Source organism: Streptomyces sp. NPDC127106 (assembly GCF_042677605.1).
Classification (GTDB): Bacteria; Actinomycetota; Actinomycetes; order Streptomycetales; family Streptomycetaceae; genus Streptomyces.
Genome location: NZ_JBHXTC010000089.1, coordinates 1 through 16618 on the forward strand (window position 1 = coordinate 1; position 16618 = coordinate 16618).

Genomic DNA, 16618 nt, shown 5'->3' on the forward strand with positions numbered 1-16618 from the left:
CTGATGTGTATAAGCGACCGGCCGTACCCCGCCCGCCCCGGCTCCCGCCGGAGCCGGGGCGGGGCCTCAGCTCTTGCGGTGGCCCACCAGCCGCGGCTTCGACTCCAGCCCGTCCAGCCCGTGCCAGGCCAGGTTCACCAGGTGCGCCGCGACCTCCGCCTTCTTCGGTCGCCGCACGTCCAGCCACCACTGCCCGGTCAGCGCCACCATCCCGACCAGTGCCTGCGCGTACAGCGGGGCCAGCTTCGGATCGAACCCCCGCGCCTTGAACTCCAGCCCCAGGATGTCCTCGACCTGTGTGGCGATATCGCTGATCAGCGACGCGAACGTACCCGTCGACTGGGCCACCGGCGAATCCCGCACCAGGATCCGGAACCCGTCCGTATAGGACTCGATGTAGTCCAGCAGGGCGAACGCCGCCTGCTCCAGCAGCTCCCGCGGATGACCGGCCGTCAGCGCACCCGTCACCATGTCCAGCAGCTGGCGCATCTCCCGGTCCACCACGACCGCGTACAGGCCCTCCTTGCCGCCGAAGTGCTCGTACACCACCGGCTTGGACACCCCGGCCTTGGCCGCGATCTCCTCCACCGACGTGCCCTCGAAGCCCTTCTCGGCGAACAGGGCCCGGCCGATGTCCAGCAGTTGCTGGCGCCGCTCCGCGCCCGTCATCCGAACCCGGCGGCCACGCCTGGGCTTGTCGCTGCTGGAAGTGCTGCCGTCGATCGCCACGCCCCCCATCATGCCGCGTGCGACGCGTTTTCCCTGCGTCGGGCGTCGATCCGGGCCCCGGACGGCCAGCGCACGTCCGTCGCCCAGCCCGCCCGCTCGAACCAGCGGATCAGCCGGGCACTGGAATCCACCTGCCCGCGCAGCACTCCGTGCCGGGCCGACGTCGGGTCCGCGTGGTGCAGGTTGTGCCAGGACTCCCCGCAGGACAGCACCGCCAGCCACCACACGTTCCCCGACCGGTCCCGGGACCGGAACGGACGCTTGCCCACCGCATGGCAGATCGAATTGATCGACCACGTCACGTGGTGGAGCAGCGCCACCCGCACCAGGGAACCCCAGAAGAACGCCGTGAACGCACCCCACCACGACATCGTGACCAGACCACCCACCAGCGGCGGGACCGCCAGCGACACCACCGTCCAGAACACGAAGTCCCGCGAGACCCGCCGCAGCGCCGGATCCTTGATCAGATCGGGGGCGTACTTGTGCTGATCGGTCTGCTCCGTGTCGAACAGCCAGCCGACGTGCGCCCACCACAGGCCCTTCACCAGCGCCGGCAGGCTCTCCCCGAACCGCCACGGCGAGTGCGGGTCGCCGTCCTGGTCGGAGTACCGGTGGTGCTTGCGGTGGTCCGCCACCCAGCGCACCAGCGGCCCCTCCACCGCCATCGACCCCATCACCGCCAGCGCGATCCGCAGCGGCCGCTTCGCCTTGAAGGAACCGTGCGTGAAATGACGGTGGAAGCCCACCGTGATCCCGTGGCAGGTCAGGAAGTACATGAACGCCATCAGGCCGAGGTCCCACCAGCTCACCCCCCACCCCCAGGCCAGCGGCACCGCCGCGAGCAGCGCCAGGAAGGGCACGGTGATGAACAGCAGCAGTGCGATCTGCTCGACCGACCGCTTGTGCTCGCCGCCGCGGGTCGCGGACGGCACCGCGGAACCGGACGGCGCAGAGGCGGCGGAAGGGGAGGCGGACGGCGCCTCGCAAGACGGATCGGACGGCGGGTCCGAGGGCGTGGAGACGCCCTCGATCAGATCGGGACCGGTGGTCATGGGCGTCCCCTGAAGGAAGAGGGAGGAGGCAGGCACCCCGGCTACGGATGCGTAACCTACGGCAACGTAAGTATGGCAAAGGGCGGCCCCCCGGCAAGAGGAGCGCAACAACACGGCACGGCGCACCCACGGGCGCACACCCGCCGCCCACCCCCGCCCCCGCCCACCGCGCCCGCCCGGACGGTGCACGGCGACCGCCTGTCGAGACGTTTACCGAGGCACGAGGCCCGGACACCTATCCTGGTGTCGTCGGACAGCGCGGTCCGCACGGGCAGCCGAGCTGCGCGGCAGAGGGACTCCCCCGCAACGGAACAGACACCCGGCCGGGCGGCAGTACCACCACGCGCGCACGCCGGAGCCCACCTCCCCGTAGCGCTCGACCACTGCAAGGAGCCGCACCTGTGAGCAGTGCCGACCAGGCCTCCACCGCCCACACCCCGGGCCGGGCCCCGTCCGCCGTCGCCGCCGTCAACGCCGAGCTGCGCGCGGACATCCGCCGCCTCGGCGACCTCCTCGGCGAGACCATCGTCCGCCAGGAAGGCCGAGAACTCCTCGACCTCGTCGAGCGCGTCCGCGCCCTCACCCGCACCGACGGCGAGGCCGCCGCGACCCTCCTCGGCGACACCGACCTGGAGACCGCCGCCAAGCTCGTGCGCGCCTTCTCCACCTATTTCCACCTCGCCAACGTCACCGAGCAGGTGCACCGCGGTCGTGAGCTGCGCGCCCACCGCGCCGCCGAGGGCGGCCTCCTCGCCCGCACCGCCGACATGCTCAAGGACGCCGACCCCGAGCACCTGCGCGAGACCGTGCGCAACCTCAACGTCCGCCCGGTCTTCACCGCCCACCCCACCGAGGCCGCCCGCCGCAGCGTCCTGAACAAGCTGCGCCGCATCGCCGCCCTCCTGGAGGAGACCGCCGCCGGTGCCGGCGACCGCCGCCGCCAGGACCTCCGCCTCGCCGAGAACATCGACCTCGTCTGGCAGACCGACGAACTGCGCGTCGTCCGCCCCGAACCCGCCGACGAGGCCCGCAACGCCATCTACTACCTCGACGAGCTCCACGCCGGCGCCGTCGGTGACGTCCTCGAAGACCTCGCCGCCGAACTCCAGCGCGTCGGCATCGAACTGCCCCCCGGTACCCGCCCCCTCACCTTCGGCACCTGGATCGGCGGCGACCGCGACGGCAACCCCAACGTCACCCCCGACGTCACCCGCGAGGTGCTGATCCTCCAGCACGAGCACGGCATCACCGACGCCCTCGAACTCGTCGACTTCCTGCGCAGCCTGCTGTCGAACTCCATCCGCTACACCGGAGCCACCGAGGAACTCCTCTCCTCCCTCCAGGCCGACCTCGAACGCCTCCCCGAGATCAGCCCCCGGTACAAGCGGCTCAACGCGGAGGAGCCGTACCGCCTCAAGGTGACCTGCATCCGGCAGAAGCTCCTCAACACCCGCCGGCGCCTCGCCCAGGGCACCCCGCACGAGGAGGGCCGCGACTACCTCGGCACCGCCGAGCTGCTCACCGACCTCACCCTCATCCAGACCTCCCTGCGCGAGCACCGCGGCGGCCTCTTCGCCGACGGCCGCATGGACCGCACCATCCGCACCCTCGCCGCCTTCGGCCTCCAGCTGGCCACCATGGACGTCCGCGAGCACGCCGACGCCCACCACCACGCCCTCGGCCAGCTCTTCGACCGCCTCGGCGAGGAGTCCTGGCGCTACTCCGACATGCCCCGCGAGTACCGGCAGAAGCTCCTCGCCAAGGAACTGCGCTCCCGCCGACCCCTCGCGCCCACCCCCGCCCCGCTCGACGCGGCCGGTCAGAAGACCCTGGGCGTCTTCCTCACGATCAAGGACGCCTTCGAGAAGTTCGGGCCCGAGGTCATCGAGTCCTACATCATCTCCATGTGCCAGGGCGCCGACGACGTCTTCGCCGCCGCCGTCCTCGCCCGCGAGGCCGGGCTCGTCGACCTCCATGCCGGCTGGGCCAAGATCGGCATCGTGCCGCTGCTGGAGACCACCGACGAACTGCGCGCGGCCGACGTCATCCTCGACGAGATGCTCGCCGACCCCTCCTACCGCCGCCTGGTCTCCCTCCGCGGCGATGTCCAGGAGGTCATGCTCGGCTACTCGGACTCCTCCAAGTTCGGCGGCATCACCACCAGCCAGTGGGAGATCCACCGCGCCCAGCGCCGCCTGCGCGACGTCGCCCACCGCTACGGCGTCCGCCTGCGCCTCTTCCACGGCCGCGGCGGCACCGTCGGCCGCGGCGGCGGCCCCTCCCACGACGCGATCCTCGCCCAGCCGTGGGGCACCCTCGAAGGCGAGATCAAGGTCACCGAGCAGGGCGAGGTCATCTCCGACAAGTACCTCGTGCCCTCCCTGGCCCGGGAGAACCTCGAACTCACCGTCGCGGCGACCCTCCAGGCCTCCGCCCTGCACACGGCCCCCCGCCAGTCCGGTGACGACCTCGCCCGCTGGGACGCGGCCATGGACATCGCCTCCGACGCCGCCCACTCCGCCTACCGGGCCCTGGTCGAGGACCCCGACCTGCCGGCCTACTTCTTCGCCTCCACCCCGGTCGACCAGCTCGCCGACCTCCACCTGGGCTCCCGGCCCTCCCGCCGCCCCGACTCCGGCGCCGGCCTCGACGGCCTGCGCGCCATCCCCTGGGTGTTCGGCTGGACCCAGTCCCGCCAGATCGTCCCGGGCTGGTACGGCGTCGGCTCCGGCCTCAAGGCCATCCGCGAGGCCGGCCAGGAGAGCGTCCTCACCGAGATGGGCGAACGCTGGCACTTCTTCCGCAACTTCCTGTCCAACGTCGAGATGACCCTCGCCAAGACGGACCTGCGGATCGCCCGCCACTACGTCGACACCCTCGTCCCCGACGAGCTGAAGCACGTCTTCGACCGCATCCGCGCCGAACACGAGCTGACCGTCCGCGAGGTGCTGCGCATCACCGGCGGCGAACGCCTCCTCGACTCGCAGCCCGTCCTCCAGCAGACCTTCGCCGTCCGCGACGCCTACCTGGACCCCATCTCCTACCTCCAGGTCTCCCTGCTGGCCCGCCAGCGCGCCGCCGCCGCCCGCGGCGAGGAGCCTGACCCGGTCCTCTCCCGCGCCCTGCTCCTCAGCGTCAACGGCGTCGCCGCCGGCCTGCGCAACACCGGCTGATCCGCCGGCGCAGCAGCCCGTACGCACGACAGGGCCCCCGCACCGTCGCGGTGCGGGGGCCCTGCCGTATCACCGGGGGCGCCCGGCCCCCGGCTCACGAGGACCTCAGCCCTCGGCAGCGGCCTTGCGGCGGCGCACCACCAGCACGGCGCCGGCGGCGACCATCACACCGGCCACGGTCGCGATCAGGCCGACCGGGGCGTTCGAGCCCGTGCTCGCCAGACCGCCGCCCGTACCGGCCGTCGAGCCGCCGGTCGTCGCCGAGGACGACGACACCGACGGGGACGGGGACCCGGACGGGGAAGCCGACGGCGAACCGGACGGAGAAGCGGACGTGGACGACGACGGGCTGCCCGACGGCGAACCGGACGGCGACGACGAACCGGACGGCGACGACGACGGGCTGCCCGACGGGGACCCGGACGGGCTGCCCGACGGCGAACCCGACGGCTTCGTCGAAGCCGGGCAGGTGTGCGACAGGTTGAACCAGTCGACCGAGCCGCCCTGGACCTCCGCCGAAGCGGCCGTCAGCTTCGCACCCGCCTCGGACGCCACGTACGCGTGCTTCTCCGTCGGCGGACCGAACACCGTCACGACCTTCTCGCCGCCCGGCTCGAAGGTCACCTTCAGCTTCACGAACGTCGTCGAATTGCCCGGCAGCACGAAGTGCCAGCCGTCCTGCGAGGACGGGATGTCCGCGCACTGCTTCTCGTTCGAGACACCCTTCGAGGTGGCCGTCAGCGGAAGCTGCTGGTGGATCGGGACGGTGTACGAACCGTCGGCGAAGGCCGGGGCCGCGCCCGCGGCGAGCAGCAGGGAGACAGCAGCGGGAACCGAAGCCGCCGCCAGGCGCTTGGGGGATATGGGCATGGGATACCTCTGGCGCATGTGAGGGAAAGCGTGCCGTGGGAGGTGGCGGCCCAGCATGCTGATCGCGGCGCGCCCGGGTCAAGAGGCAGTCGTCAGCATTCGCGCGGAGTGGGCGGGTCGAACACCTTATGTCCGCTGTAACGATCCGTGAGCGGAGGCCGTCCCGCAGACCTCCGCCCTACCGTCACACCATGAAAAACCGTCAGGCGTTGTACGCGGACTGCGCCCGCTCCAGACCCTCCGTGATCAAGCACTCCACGGCATCGGCCGCCCGGTCCACGAACCAGTCCAGCTCCTTGCGCTCCGTGGACGAGAAGTCCTTCAGCACGAAGTCCGCCACCTGCATCCGCCCCGGCGGACGCCCGATCCCGCACCGCACCCGGTGGTAGTCCGCGCCCATCGACTTCGTCATCGACTTCAGGCCGTTGTGCCCGTTGTCCCCACCGCCCAGCTTCAGGCGCAGCGTCGCGTAGTCGATGTCCAGCTCGTCGTGGACCGCGACGATCCGGTCCACCGGCACCTTGTAGAAGTCCCGCAGCGCCGTCACCGGGCCTCCCGACAGGTTCATGAAGGACATCGGCTTCGCCAGCACCACCCGCCGGTTCGCCGGTCCCGGCGGCCCCATCCGGCCCTCCACCACCTGCGCCCGCGCCTTGTGCGCCTTGAACTTCCCCCGGATCCGGTCGGCCAGCAGGTCGACCACCATGAACCCGATGTTGTGGCGGTTGCCCGCGTACTCCGCCCCGGGATTCCCCAGGCCGACTATCAGCCAGGGCGCCGCGTCGTCACACATCACAACGCACCTTACCGTGGACGACCGCCGACCTGCACCAGTGCCGCAGGACGGCGGTCGTTCAGCATCAGCTGAAAGGGAAGGGCGAGGCTCAGGCCTCGGCGCCCTCGGCCTCGGCGGCCGGCTCCTCGACCTGGGCCGCGACGACCTGGAGGACGACGGCGTCGGTCTCGGTCACCAGGGTGACGCCCGACGGCAGCGCGATGTCCTGGGCGAGGACGGAGGCACCGGCCTCCAGGCCCTCGACGGAGACCGTCAGGGACTCGGGCAGGTGGGTGGCCTCGGCCTCGACCGACACGGTGGCGAGGACGTGCTCCAGCAGGTTGCCGCCGGCGGCCAGCTCACCCTCGGCCTGGACCGGAACCTCGACGGTGACCTTCTCGCCCTTCTTCACGGCGAGGAAGTCGACGTGGTCGACGGTGCGCTTGATCGGGTCCTTCTGGACGGCCTTGGGGATGACCAGCTCGGTGCCGTCGCCCGCGATGTCCAGGGAGATCAGGACGTTCGGGGTCTTCAGCGCCATGGTCAGGGCGTGACCCTCGACGGCGACGTGCTTCGGGGCCTCGCCGTGGCCGTAGATGACCGCGGGGATCTGCTTGTTGCGGCGGGTGGCACGGGCGGCGCCCTTGCCGAACACGGTACGGATCTCAGCGGAGAGCTTGACCTCGGACATGTTCACTCCTCGTGGGGTGACGGAAAGCGGAAGACGGTCACCCGGCCACGAAACGGCCTGCTACGAAGAGCGCGTCGATAACGGAGCCCCGACACCTTCACAAAAAAGGCGCGGCCTCCCTCGCCGAGCAACTCGTCAAGTCTACCCGGCGGGGAGGCCGCGCCCAAAAGGATCTAGCGCCGGCCCTGCGGCCCGACCCTTACTGCTGCTCCTCGAAGAGGCTCGTCACCGAGCCGTCCTCGAACACCTCGCGCACGGCGCGCGCGATCGTCGGGGCGATCGACAGCACCGTGATCTTGTCGAGCTCCAGGTCGGACGGGTCCGGCAGGGTGTTCGTGAACACGAACTCGCTCACCTTGGAGTTCTTCAGGCGGTCCGCCGCCGGGCCCGACAGGATGCCGTGCGTGGCCGTCACGATGACGTCCTCCGCGCCGTGCGCGAAGAGCGCCTCGGCGGCGGCGCAGATCGTGCCACCGGTGTCGATCATGTCGTCGACCAGCACGCAGACACGGCCCCGGACCTCACCGACGACCTCGTGGACGGTCACCTGGTTGGCGACGTCCTTGTCGCGGCGCTTGTGCACGATCGCCAGCGGCGCGTCCAGGCGGTCGCACCAGCGGTCGGCCACCCGGACACGGCCGGCGTCCGGGGAGACGATCGTCAGCTTGGTGCGGTCCACCTTGGCGCCCACGTAGTCCGCGAGGACCGGAAGGGCCGACAGGTGGTCCACCGGGCCGTCGAAGAAGCCCTGGATCTGGTCCGTGTGCAGGTCGACCGTGAGGATCCGGTCCGCACCCGCCGTCTTCAGCAGGTCCGCCACCAGACGCGCCGAGATCGGCTCGCGGCCCTTGTGCTTCTTGTCCTGGCGGGCGTACCCGTACGACGGGATGATCACAGTGATCGAACGGGCCGACGCACGCTTCAGCGCGTCCAGCATGATCAGCTGCTCCATGACCCACTTGTTGATCGGAGCCGTGTGGCTCTGGATCAGGAAGCAGTCCGCACCGCGCGCCGACTCCTGGAAGCGGACGTAGATCTCACCGTTGGCGAAGTCGAAAGCCTTGGTCGGCACGAGCTGGACGCCCAGCTGGTGCGCAACCTCCTCGGCCAGCTCGGGGTGGGCGCGGCCGGAGAAGAGCATCAGCTTCTTCTCGCCGGTCGTCTTGATCCCGGTCACAGCACAGTCTCCTCAGACGTGTTGAAAGCTGCTCGCCCCCGCGTGCGTCCGTCCCGCACACGGTGAGCCAGCCGATTGCGTGCACCTATCACGGTACGCCGTCTCCGACGCACCTGTTTCCGGACAGTTCACCCGGAAGGGCTTTCTCAGCCCTCCGCGGACCCCTCCCGAGCCGCCGACTGCGCCGCCGACGCAGCAGCACTCCCCGGACGCTTGCGGGCCACCCAGCCCTCGATATTCCGCTGCTGGCCACGGGCGACGGCCAGCGCACCGGGCGGCACATCCTTGGTGATCACGGATCCGGCCGCCGTGTAGGCGCCGTCCCCGATCGTGACGGGCGCCACAAACATGTTGTCCGAACCCGTCTTGCAATGTGAGCCGACCGTGGTGTGGTGCTTGTGCTCACCGTCGTAGTTCACGAACACGCTCGCCGCACCGATGTTGGTGTACTCGCCGATCGTCGCGTCACCCACGTACGACAGGTGCGGGACCTTCGTCCCCTCGCCGATCGTCGCGTTCTTCATCTCCACGTACGTACCGGCCTTCGCCTTCAGGCCGAGGTTCGTGCCCGGGCGCAGGTACGCGTACGGACCCACCGACGCCGACTCGCCGATCACCGCGGAGTCCGCCACCGTGTTGTCCACCCGCGCCTTCGGACCCACCTGCGTGTCCTTCAGCCGCGTGTTCGGGCCGACCTCGGCACCCTCGGCGACGTGCGTCGAACCGAGCAGCTGCGTACCCGGGTGGATCAGCGCGTCCTGGCCGAACGTCACCGTCACGTCCACGAACGTACTCGCCGGGTCCACGACCGTCACGCCCGCGAGCATGGCCCGCTCCAGCAGCCGTGCGTTCAGCAGCCCCCGCGCCTCGGCCAGTTGCACCCGGTTGTTGATCCCCAGGATCTGGCGGTGGTCACTGCCCACGGCCGCGCCCACGCGGTGGCCGGCCTCCCGCAGGATGCCGAGCACGTCGGTGAGGTACTCCTCGCCCTGGCTGTTGTCCGTGCGCACCTTGCCCAGGGCGTCGGCCAGCAGCGCACCGTCGAAGGCGAAGACGCCGGAGTTGATCTCCCGGATCGCGCGCTGCTCCTCGGTGGCGTCCTTGTGCTCGACGATCGCGGTGACCGCGCCGGTCTCCGCGTCGCGGACGATGCGGCCGTAGCCGGTCGAGTCCGGGACCTCGGCGGTCAGGACGGTGACGGCGTTGCCGTCGGCGCCGTGGGTCGCGACCAGGGCCGACAGGGTCTCGCCGGTCAGCAGCGGGGTGTCGCCGCAGACCACGACCACGGTGCCGTCGACGGACCCGCCGAGCTCCTGGAGTGCCATGCGGACGGCGTGACCGGTGCCGTTCTGCTCGTACTGCACGGCCGTGCGGACGCCGGCGTCGATGTCGGCGAGGTGCGCGGTGACCTGCTCGCGGGCGTGGCCGACGACGACCACGAGGTGCTCGGGGTCGAGTTCGCGCGAGGCGGCGACGACGTGGCCCACGAGCGACCGCCCGCAGATCTCGTGCAGGACCTTGGGAGTGGCCGACTTCATGCGGGTGCCCTCACCCGCTGCGAGTACGACGACGGCTGCCGGGCGGTTGGCGCTCACGGGTGTGCCCTTCGGCTTCGGGTGGTGGACTCCCGAAGGATACCGGGGGGTCAGGGGCCGTAAACGAGGGCGGGTCCTGACCTTCCGGTCAGGACCCGAACCTGCACAGCTCCCCTGCCAGGATTCGAACCCGGACATAAGGTACCAAAAACCTCAGTGCTGCCATTACACCACAGGGGATGGTAAATCTCCCCAAATCGGACATCCCGCGTTCCCGGTTCAGGTTGACCGCCCCTACTATGCCGCACCAGGCGCCCTCGATGCGACGGTAGATGTCTGCGCTTCGGCTGACGCAAAGAGCGGGGCAGCCGCGGTAGTTCTCGTCGACGTTCATCCGGGGACTTCTCGGCGGCCGTGACGGCGGCGGACTTTCCGTCGCTGGTGTGCTGGGGCCGCTGCGTAGGCTGGACGGCATGACCAGTACGGGGGAGTGGCAGGGCGGGGCCGGGCGGGACGGGCCCCTGTGGTGGGACCGGCCGCGGTCGGCGGTGCTCGACGGGGGGATCGCGGCGGTGTCGGCCGCGGAGTGTGCGGCCGAGGGGGTCGCCTTCGCGCACGAGACCGGGATCCCGACCGCCCTGGGGGTGCTCTTCGGGGTGCTGGTGGGGTCCGTGGTGCTGCTGCGGTGGCGCTGGCCGGTCGCCGTGGTGCTGGTCGGGATCGCCGTGGCACCGGCGGCCATGGGCATCGTCCTCAGCGTGGTCGGGCTGTACACGCTCGCCGCGAGCGAGGTGCCCCGCCGGATCACCTCGACGCTGACCGTGCTGGCGCTGCTGGCGACGTTCGTCGTCATGTACGTGCGCACCAGCGGGGACGTGGGCGCGACGCACGGCGTGGTGCTCGTGCTGTCCGGGGTCCTGGCGGTGGCGCTGAACGTGGTGCCGGTCCTGCTCGGCCTGTACATGGGGGCCCGGCGCCGTCTGATGGAGAGCTTGCAGGAGCGGGCGGACTCGCTGGAGCGGGAGCTGCTGCTGCTGGCGGAGCGGGCGGAGGAGCGGGCCGAGTGGGCCCGGCGGGAGGAGCGGACCCGGATCGCCCGGGAGATGCACGACGTGGTGGCGCACCGGGTGTCGCTGATGGTGGTGCACGCGGCGGCGCTGCAGGCCGTGGTGGTCAAGGACCCGGTGAAGGCGGCGCGGAACGCGGCGCTGGTCGGGGACATGGGCCGGCAGGCGCTGACGGAGCTGCGGGAGATGCTCGGTGTGCTGCGGGCGCCGGTGGCGGCGAAGCCGGCGGTGTCCGGGGCGGCCCCGGTCCCGGTGGCCGCCGTGGAGCCGGTGGCGGTCGCGGTGGCGCCGGCGGCGGGTCCGGAGGACGGGCCGACGCTGGCGGAGCTGGAGGCGTTGGTCGGGCAGTCGCGGGCGGCGGGGATGGTCGTGGACCTGGACGTCCGGGGACCGGAGGGTACGTATCCGGCCGAGGTGGAGCAGACGGCGTACCGGGTGGTGCAGGAGGCGCTCACGAACTGCCACAAGCACGCGCCGGGCGCGGAGGTCGTGGTGCGGCTCGCCCATCGGGACGGTGAGGTGGCGATGCAGGTGGAGAACGGGCCCGGTGCGGCGGACGTGGCGCGGCCCGAGCTGCCCAGCGGGGGGAACGGCCTGGTGGGGATGCGGGAACGGGTGCTCGGGCTGGGCGGGGTGTTCGTGTCGGGTCCGACGGATGCCGGTGGTTTCCGGGTGTCGGCGGTGCTGCCGGGTGTCGCCGGGCAGGAGTAGCGGCTGCTGCTGCCGTTCCGGCCGGGCCCGGCGCAGCCGGTGCGCCGGGGCGGGCGGGTCAGGGGGCGGCGGTCAGGCGGGCCGGCTGGAGGCCGGTCAGGAGGAGGGTGAGGGCCTCGTCCATGCCGCCGCCGAGGTACCAGTCGCCGGTGTGGTCGATGGCGTAGATCCGGCCCTCGCGGTCGATGGCGAGGTGCGAGGCGCCGTCCGAGTCGACGCCGAGCGGGCAGAGCTGGGTGGACAGGGCGCGGCCGAGGTCGGCGAAGGTGCGCGCGAGGTGGAGGCCGGTCAGCGGGTCCAGGCGTACGGGGACGGGCGCTATCTGGCGGCCCGGTCCGGAGGCGCTGACCGTGAGGCCGCCGAATTCGGCCCAGGCCTCGACGGCGGCGGGGAAGACCGTGTGGCGGTGTCCGGCGGGTGTGGTGTGGTCCCGGAGCGCGTCGGCCCAGTACTCGGCCTGCTTGATGTCCCAGCGGCCGGGTTCCCAGCCGGCGGTGCGCAGGGCGGTGTCCACGACGGCGGGGAAACGGGTGGCCGAGGAGCGGTCGTAGGAGGCGGAGGAGGTGGTGGTCATGGTGGCGGGGGTCAGGCCCTCTCGGAGGCGGGTGTGAGGTCGACGGGTCGTACGCCGAAGTGGGCGAGGAGGGCCTCGCAGGACCGGCACGGGGGCGCGTAACTGCCGTGGAGGGGGTCGCCGTCCTCGCGGATGCGGCGGGCGGTGATCTTGGCGTTCTTGAGCGAGCGGCGTGCTTCGCCGGCCGTGAGGGGCTTGCGGGAGGCGCGCTTGCTGCGGGCCTTCTCGGCGGCGGTCAGGTGCCGGGAGAGGAGTATCGCCTCGGGGCAGCGGCCGGTGAACCGTTCGCGCTGGCTGCTGGTGAGGGTGTCGAGGAAGTCCTGGACGAGCGGATGCAGCGTGGGCGGCTGGTCGCCCTTGCCGGCCGTGCCGGTGAGGGTCTCGCCGCGTACGGAGAGGGCGGCGGCGACGGTGGGGAGGATGCCGTCGCGGCGGAAGCGGGGTACGGGTACGTCGGCGCGGCTGCCCGCGGCGCTCCAGCGCAGGCGCGGGTCCGAGGCGGGGCCGGCGGCTTCCGGTCCGGTATCGGCTGCTGTTGTGCGTGTTGCCGTGTTCTGCATGCTCGCGCCTTCCCTCCCGTGGCTGCGGTGATGGCCGCTGTCGCGCACGCCCCCGTGCTGTGGGGACAGCCTGTCAAATGTCCCCCGCGGTGTGGAACGGGGGTCGAATATTCGTATCAATTCGGATGTTCCCGGCCGTCGGGTGGGTGCGTGGCTCGGGGGCGGCTGCCCCTCTTGCCGGAGCACATAGGCTGTGGTGAACCAGCCAGATCCAGCAGGGGGCTACCGCCATGACGACAGGTCGGCTCGGCCAGCACGCCGCGCCACCCAACGCCGCGTACTCGGGGCAGGTCGTGCACTTCCCGGACCCGGTCCGGGCCGCTCGGCATCCCCACGGCGTGCGGATGGACGCGCAGGGACATCCCGACTTCTCCGCGTACGCGCGGGCGGCGGTGGAGATCGCCGAGCCGCCCGAGGGTTTCGGCGTGGACGAGCTGCGGCTGACGGACTACGTGTCCGCGAACGCGGCCATGCGCGCGGCGGGTCACCCGCTGTGGGACACGGTCGGACCGGTGGCGACCCCGCACGGCTGGACCTGGCACCACGTCGCGGGCACGCGGCGGATGGAGCTGGTCCCGGTCGAGGTGAAGGCCCTGTTGCGGCACCACGCCGGGCTGGCGACCGCGCCCGTGGACCACGACAAGCGGGGGACGCGGCCGCTCCAGGAGGTGCGGCCGGTCCACCTGGGGCTGCCCAAGTCGGTGGTTTCGGTGTCGGAGCAGCAGGTGCAGGGGATCGAGGAGGATCTCGGGTACCGGCTGCCGGAGGCCTACCGCTCCTTCCTGAAGGCGGCGGGCGGCAGTGCACCGGTCGGCGTCGGGTTGGACGTGGACCTGGGGGTGCTCGTGGACCAGCCGTTCTTCACGGTGCGTGAGGAAGCGGCGGTCAACGACCTGGTGTACGTCAACAAGTGTCTGCGCGACCACCTGACGAAGGACTACCTGTGCGTCGCGTTCGCGCAGGGCGGGCTGCTCGCCGTGAAGGTGAGGGGCGACGGCATCGGTTCGGTGTGGTTCTCCCCGTACGACGACGGTCGGGACCGGGACGGCTGGTCCGTCCAGGAACGCGTCGAGCGGCTGTTGCTGCCGTGCGGTGCCGATTTCGATGCCTTTCTCGAACGACTGGCCGGAAATCCACCGGAGTTGGAGACCGTCGCCGGTCTGATGGTGGACGGCGGATTCGCACGCTCGGTTCCCGTGGAGGGGCCGGTTCCGGTGCCGGGTGCGGCGCCGGTGGAGGGATGACAGCGCGATGGTGACGTTTGCGCAGGCGCAGGAGCGTGCCGAGGAATGGATCAACGGTGACGTGCCCCCGTACCAGCACCGCGAGGTGCGGGTGCGGGAGTTCGGGCTGGGATTCGTGGTGTGGGCCGAGGACCGTCCCGGCGGTCCCGTGTCCGGAGGTGGCCGGCAGCGGCTGGTCATCGCGCGCGACAGCGGCGAGGTGACGCTGTGGCCGGGGCTGCCGGTGGGTGAGGTGATCCGCCGGTACGAGGAGGAGTACGGGGCCGTGGCCGCTCCGGCGGCGGAGGCCTCGGTACCGTCCCCGCGGATCGACTCGGAGCAGACGTCGTTCATGCTCAGTCCGCCGGAATGGCTGCAGGAGGCCGCGGACCGGGCGGGCATCCCGGGCGGACCCGCCTCTTCGGGCGCGGGCGCGGGGGCCGGGGTCGGGGCTCCGGCGGCGCCCGTTGCCGGTGTTGCCGCCGCCGACGGGGCCGACGGGTCCGTGCCGGGCGCGGCTGCGCCCGCGGCGGGGCCCGAGCCGGTGCCGCTGCGCCGTGAGGTGCCGTACGAGCCGACCGCCAACGACGGGGTGCCCGCCGGGGCGACGCCCTGGGCGGGCACGGACGTGAACCCGGGCGCGGACGAGGGGTCGGTGGCGCTGCCGGCGACCGTGTTCGCGCCGCCGCTGTCCGGGTCGGACCTGGAGGATCTCGCGCCGTCGGCGGGTGCTTCCCCGGAGGCCAAGACCACCCTGATGGCCGGGGGCAGCCAGCTGCCGAAGACCGCCATCGCGCCCGCGGTGGACCTCGGGGCGGGGGCGCCGCCGCTGCCCGGTCCCGGGTCCCCGGAGGCGCTCGCCCAGGAGCCCACGGGTCGGGCTCCGGTCGCCCCGCCCGCGATGCCGCCGGCGCCGCCCGCGCCTCCTGCCGCGCCCGGGCCCGCGGCCGCCTCCGCCGAGGCGCTGGCCCAGGAGCCCACGGACCGGGCCCCCGTCACGCCCCCGCCCCCGGCGCCCCCCGCGCCGCCTGCCGCTCCGGCTGCTCCCGCACCGGGTCAGCCGCCCGCGCCTCCCGGTCCGCCGGGTGCTCCGGGCTCGCTGGGTCGTGGGCTGGACCATGCGGCGACGATGCTGGCGGGTCCGGCTGTGGTGGCTGGTGGTCCTCCGGCGCCTCCTGGTCCGCCTGGTGTTCCGGGTGGGTCGAACGGTGCCGGTGTGGGTCAGCCGCCCGCGCCTCCCGGTCCGCCGGGTGCTCCGGGCTCGCTGGGTCGTGGGCTGGACCACGCGGCGACCATGCTGGCCGGCCCCGCCGTGGTCGGCGGCCCGCCCGTGCCTCCCGGCCCCGGCCCGGCCGCCGCCGCACCCGCCGGCGCGCCCACCGTCGGCCCGGGCTACCAGGCCGTACTCCGCTACCGCGCCCCCGACGGCTCCGAGCAGCAGATCATCCGCCGCTCGGCGCCCGGCACCCCGCACCCGGAGTGGCAGATCCTGCACGAGCTGCGCGCCATGAACGTGCCGCCGCAGCAGGTGCTGGAACTGCACACCGAGCTGGAGTCCTGCGAGCTGCCCGGCGGCTACTGCGCCCGGATGATCCGGGAGACCTGGCCGCAGGTCCGGATCACCAGCGTGGCCCCGTACGGCAAGGACCACACCGGACGTCAGGCCGGCATGCAGCACCTGCTGACCCACCAGGGCGAGCTGCACCAGGTGGCCGACGGACCGGCGCGCCCCGCACCGGTACGGGCGCCCCTGCCGCAGGTGCCGCTGCAACCGGCGATCCCGCTGGACGCCATCGGCTCCGAGCTGGCCGGCGCGTTCGGCCCGCAGGGCGTGTTCCGGTTCGACCAGCGCGCGGTGTCCCGCCAGGGCGTACCCGAGATCGTGGCGCAGACCCTGGTCTGGGCCGGTCTGCCCGTGGACTTCGGGCCGTTCTTCTGGGCGCAGGCGGTGCCGGGCCAGCCCGTGCCGACGCTGGCCGAAATGGCCGCGCAGCGGCAGGTCCAGCCCGCGTCGGACGCGGGCTCGTACCTGGTCATCGGCAGCGACTTCGGCAAGGCGCTGTGCGTGCAGTACGGGACCGCGCACATCGTGGCCGTCCCGGTCGAGGGCGGCCCGGGCGGGGCTCCGGTGCCGCCGCAGTTCGTGAATTCGAGCCTGCCGCAGTTCGTGCGCTCGTTGGCGATGCTGGGCCACATGTGGCGTCTGCGCCAGCATCTGACGCCCGAACAGGCGGGCCGCTGGACCGTCGATTTCCAGGCGAATCTGGCCGGGCTCGACACCGCGGCACTGAACTCGCCCGAGAGCTGGTGGTCCGTGCTGCTGGAGCAGATGTGGGACGGACTGCTCTGATCGGATGATCGGTTCAGTGGCCGGGGGGGGGGGCCGGGGGGGGGGGGGCCCCCCCCCCCCCCCCCCGGGGGGGGCCCCCCCCGGCCCCAGAATGAGGAAACCCCCCCCCCACGCGGGCGCCCCCGGGA

At 72.3% G+C, this 16618-nt stretch carries 13 protein-coding genes and 1 tRNA gene; 5 read left to right on the forward strand and 9 right to left on the reverse strand.

The annotated features are described in order from the left end of the window. Positions 1-66: 66 nt before the first annotated feature. Positions 67-741, reverse strand: a complete 675-nt coding sequence (locus ACFVGY_RS35990) for a TetR/AcrR family transcriptional regulator (RefSeq protein ID WP_179177022.1) — start codon at positions 739-741, stop codon at positions 67-69. Further along, positions 738-1784: an acyl-CoA desaturase gene (locus ACFVGY_RS35995; RefSeq protein WP_385686240.1), complete on the reverse strand. Its 1047-nt coding sequence runs from the start codon at positions 1782-1784 to the stop codon at positions 738-740. The genes ACFVGY_RS35990 and ACFVGY_RS35995 overlap by 4 nt, the downstream gene beginning before the upstream one ends. A gap of 401 nt (positions 1785-2185) precedes the next feature. Between ACFVGY_RS35995 and ppc the strand changes: the two genes are divergently transcribed. Beyond that, positions 2186-4957 (forward strand): phosphoenolpyruvate carboxylase, encoded by a 2772-nt coding sequence (gene ppc / locus ACFVGY_RS36000; RefSeq protein ID WP_385686243.1) that lies wholly within the window; start codon positions 2186-2188, stop codon positions 4955-4957. A 124-nt stretch (positions 4958-5081) separates the two neighbouring features. Beyond that, positions 5082-5849, forward strand: coding sequence for a hypothetical protein (locus ACFVGY_RS36005; RefSeq protein ID WP_385686246.1), 768 nt, complete (start codon positions 5082-5084; stop codon positions 5847-5849). A 180-nt stretch (positions 5850-6029) separates the two neighbouring features. On the opposite strand, the gene pth is transcribed toward ACFVGY_RS36005, so the two are convergent. From pth to ACFVGY_RS36030, 5 genes are all read right to left on the reverse strand, one after another. After that, positions 6030-6620: an aminoacyl-tRNA hydrolase gene (gene pth, locus ACFVGY_RS36010; protein WP_385686249.1), complete on the reverse strand. Its 591-nt coding sequence runs from the start codon at positions 6618-6620 to the stop codon at positions 6030-6032. 91 nt (positions 6621-6711) lie between these two features. Then, positions 6712-7293, reverse strand: coding sequence for a 50S ribosomal protein L25/general stress protein Ctc (locus ACFVGY_RS36015; protein ID WP_385686252.1), 582 nt, complete (start codon positions 7291-7293; stop codon positions 6712-6714). A 199-nt stretch (positions 7294-7492) separates the two neighbouring features. Beyond that, on the reverse strand, positions 7493-8470 hold the full coding sequence (locus ACFVGY_RS36020) for a ribose-phosphate diphosphokinase (protein ID WP_360630674.1): 978 nt from the start codon (positions 8468-8470) through the stop codon (positions 7493-7495). Between the two features lie 146 nt (positions 8471-8616). Next, the gene (glmU, locus tag ACFVGY_RS36025; RefSeq protein ID WP_385686255.1) at positions 8617-10065 is read right to left on the reverse strand and encodes a bifunctional UDP-N-acetylglucosamine diphosphorylase/glucosamine-1-phosphate N-acetyltransferase GlmU; all 1449 of its coding nucleotides are present in this window, start codon (positions 10063-10065) and stop codon (positions 8617-8619) included. A gap of 109 nt (positions 10066-10174) precedes the next feature. Then, positions 10175-10245, reverse strand: a tRNA-Gln gene (locus tag ACFVGY_RS36030). A gap of 233 nt (positions 10246-10478) precedes the next feature. Between ACFVGY_RS36030 and ACFVGY_RS36035 the strand changes: the two genes are divergently transcribed. Continuing rightward, positions 10479-11783 carry a sensor histidine kinase gene (locus ACFVGY_RS36035; protein ID WP_385686258.1) on the forward strand — a complete coding sequence of 435 codons (1305 nt, stop codon included), beginning with the start codon at positions 10479-10481 and terminating at the stop codon, positions 11781-11783. Between the two features lie 58 nt (positions 11784-11841). On the opposite strand, the gene ACFVGY_RS36040 is transcribed toward ACFVGY_RS36035, so the two are convergent. Further along, positions 11842-12357, reverse strand: coding sequence for an SUKH-3 domain-containing protein (locus ACFVGY_RS36040; RefSeq protein WP_385686261.1), 516 nt, complete (start codon positions 12355-12357; stop codon positions 11842-11844). 11 nt (positions 12358-12368) lie between these two features. Further along, complete coding sequence (locus ACFVGY_RS36045) at positions 12369-12917, reverse strand: YwqJ-related putative deaminase (protein ID WP_385686264.1); 549 nt, start codon at positions 12915-12917, stop codon at positions 12369-12371. A 230-nt stretch (positions 12918-13147) separates the two neighbouring features. Here ACFVGY_RS36045 and ACFVGY_RS36050 point away from each other — a divergent pair, with 230 nt between their 5' ends. Continuing rightward, positions 13148-14161 (forward strand): SMI1/KNR4 family protein, encoded by a 1014-nt coding sequence (locus tag ACFVGY_RS36050; RefSeq protein ID WP_385686267.1) that lies wholly within the window; start codon positions 13148-13150, stop codon positions 14159-14161. A gap of 7 nt (positions 14162-14168) precedes the next feature. Next, positions 14169-16490 carry an SUKH-4 family immunity protein gene (locus tag ACFVGY_RS36055; protein WP_385686270.1) on the forward strand — a complete coding sequence of 774 codons (2322 nt, stop codon included), beginning with the start codon at positions 14169-14171 and terminating at the stop codon, positions 16488-16490. The last annotated feature ends 128 nt before the right edge of the window (positions 16491-16618 follow it).

Excerpts from the sequence above, each read along its gene's own strand:
- ACFVGY_RS35990 (WP_179177022.1), bottom strand. The coding sequence starts at position 741 with ATGATGGGGGGCGTGGCGATCGACGGCAGCACTTCCAGCAGCGACAAG.
- ACFVGY_RS35995 (WP_385686240.1), bottom strand. The coding sequence starts at position 1,784 with ATGACCACCGGTCCCGATCTGATCGAGGGCGTCTCCACGCCCTCGGAC.
- pth (WP_385686249.1), bottom strand. The coding sequence starts at position 6,620 with ATGTGTGACGACGCGGCGCCCTGGCTGATAGTCGGCCTGGGGAATCCC.
- ACFVGY_RS36015 (WP_385686252.1), bottom strand. The coding sequence starts at position 7,293 with ATGTCCGAGGTCAAGCTCTCCGCTGAGATCCGTACCGTGTTCGGCAAG.
- ACFVGY_RS36035 (WP_385686258.1), top strand. The coding sequence starts at position 10,479 with ATGACCAGTACGGGGGAGTGGCAGGGCGGGGCCGGGCGGGACGGGCCC.
- ACFVGY_RS36040 (WP_385686261.1), bottom strand. The coding sequence starts at position 12,357 with ATGACCACCACCTCCTCCGCCTCCTACGACCGCTCCTCGGCCACCCGT.
- ACFVGY_RS36045 (WP_385686264.1), bottom strand. The coding sequence starts at position 12,917 with ATGCAGAACACGGCAACACGCACAACAGCAGCCGATACCGGACCGGAA.
- ACFVGY_RS36050 (WP_385686267.1), top strand. The coding sequence starts at position 13,148 with ATGACGACAGGTCGGCTCGGCCAGCACGCCGCGCCACCCAACGCCGCG.
- ACFVGY_RS36055 (WP_385686270.1), top strand. The coding sequence starts at position 14,169 with ATGGTGACGTTTGCGCAGGCGCAGGAGCGTGCCGAGGAATGGATCAAC.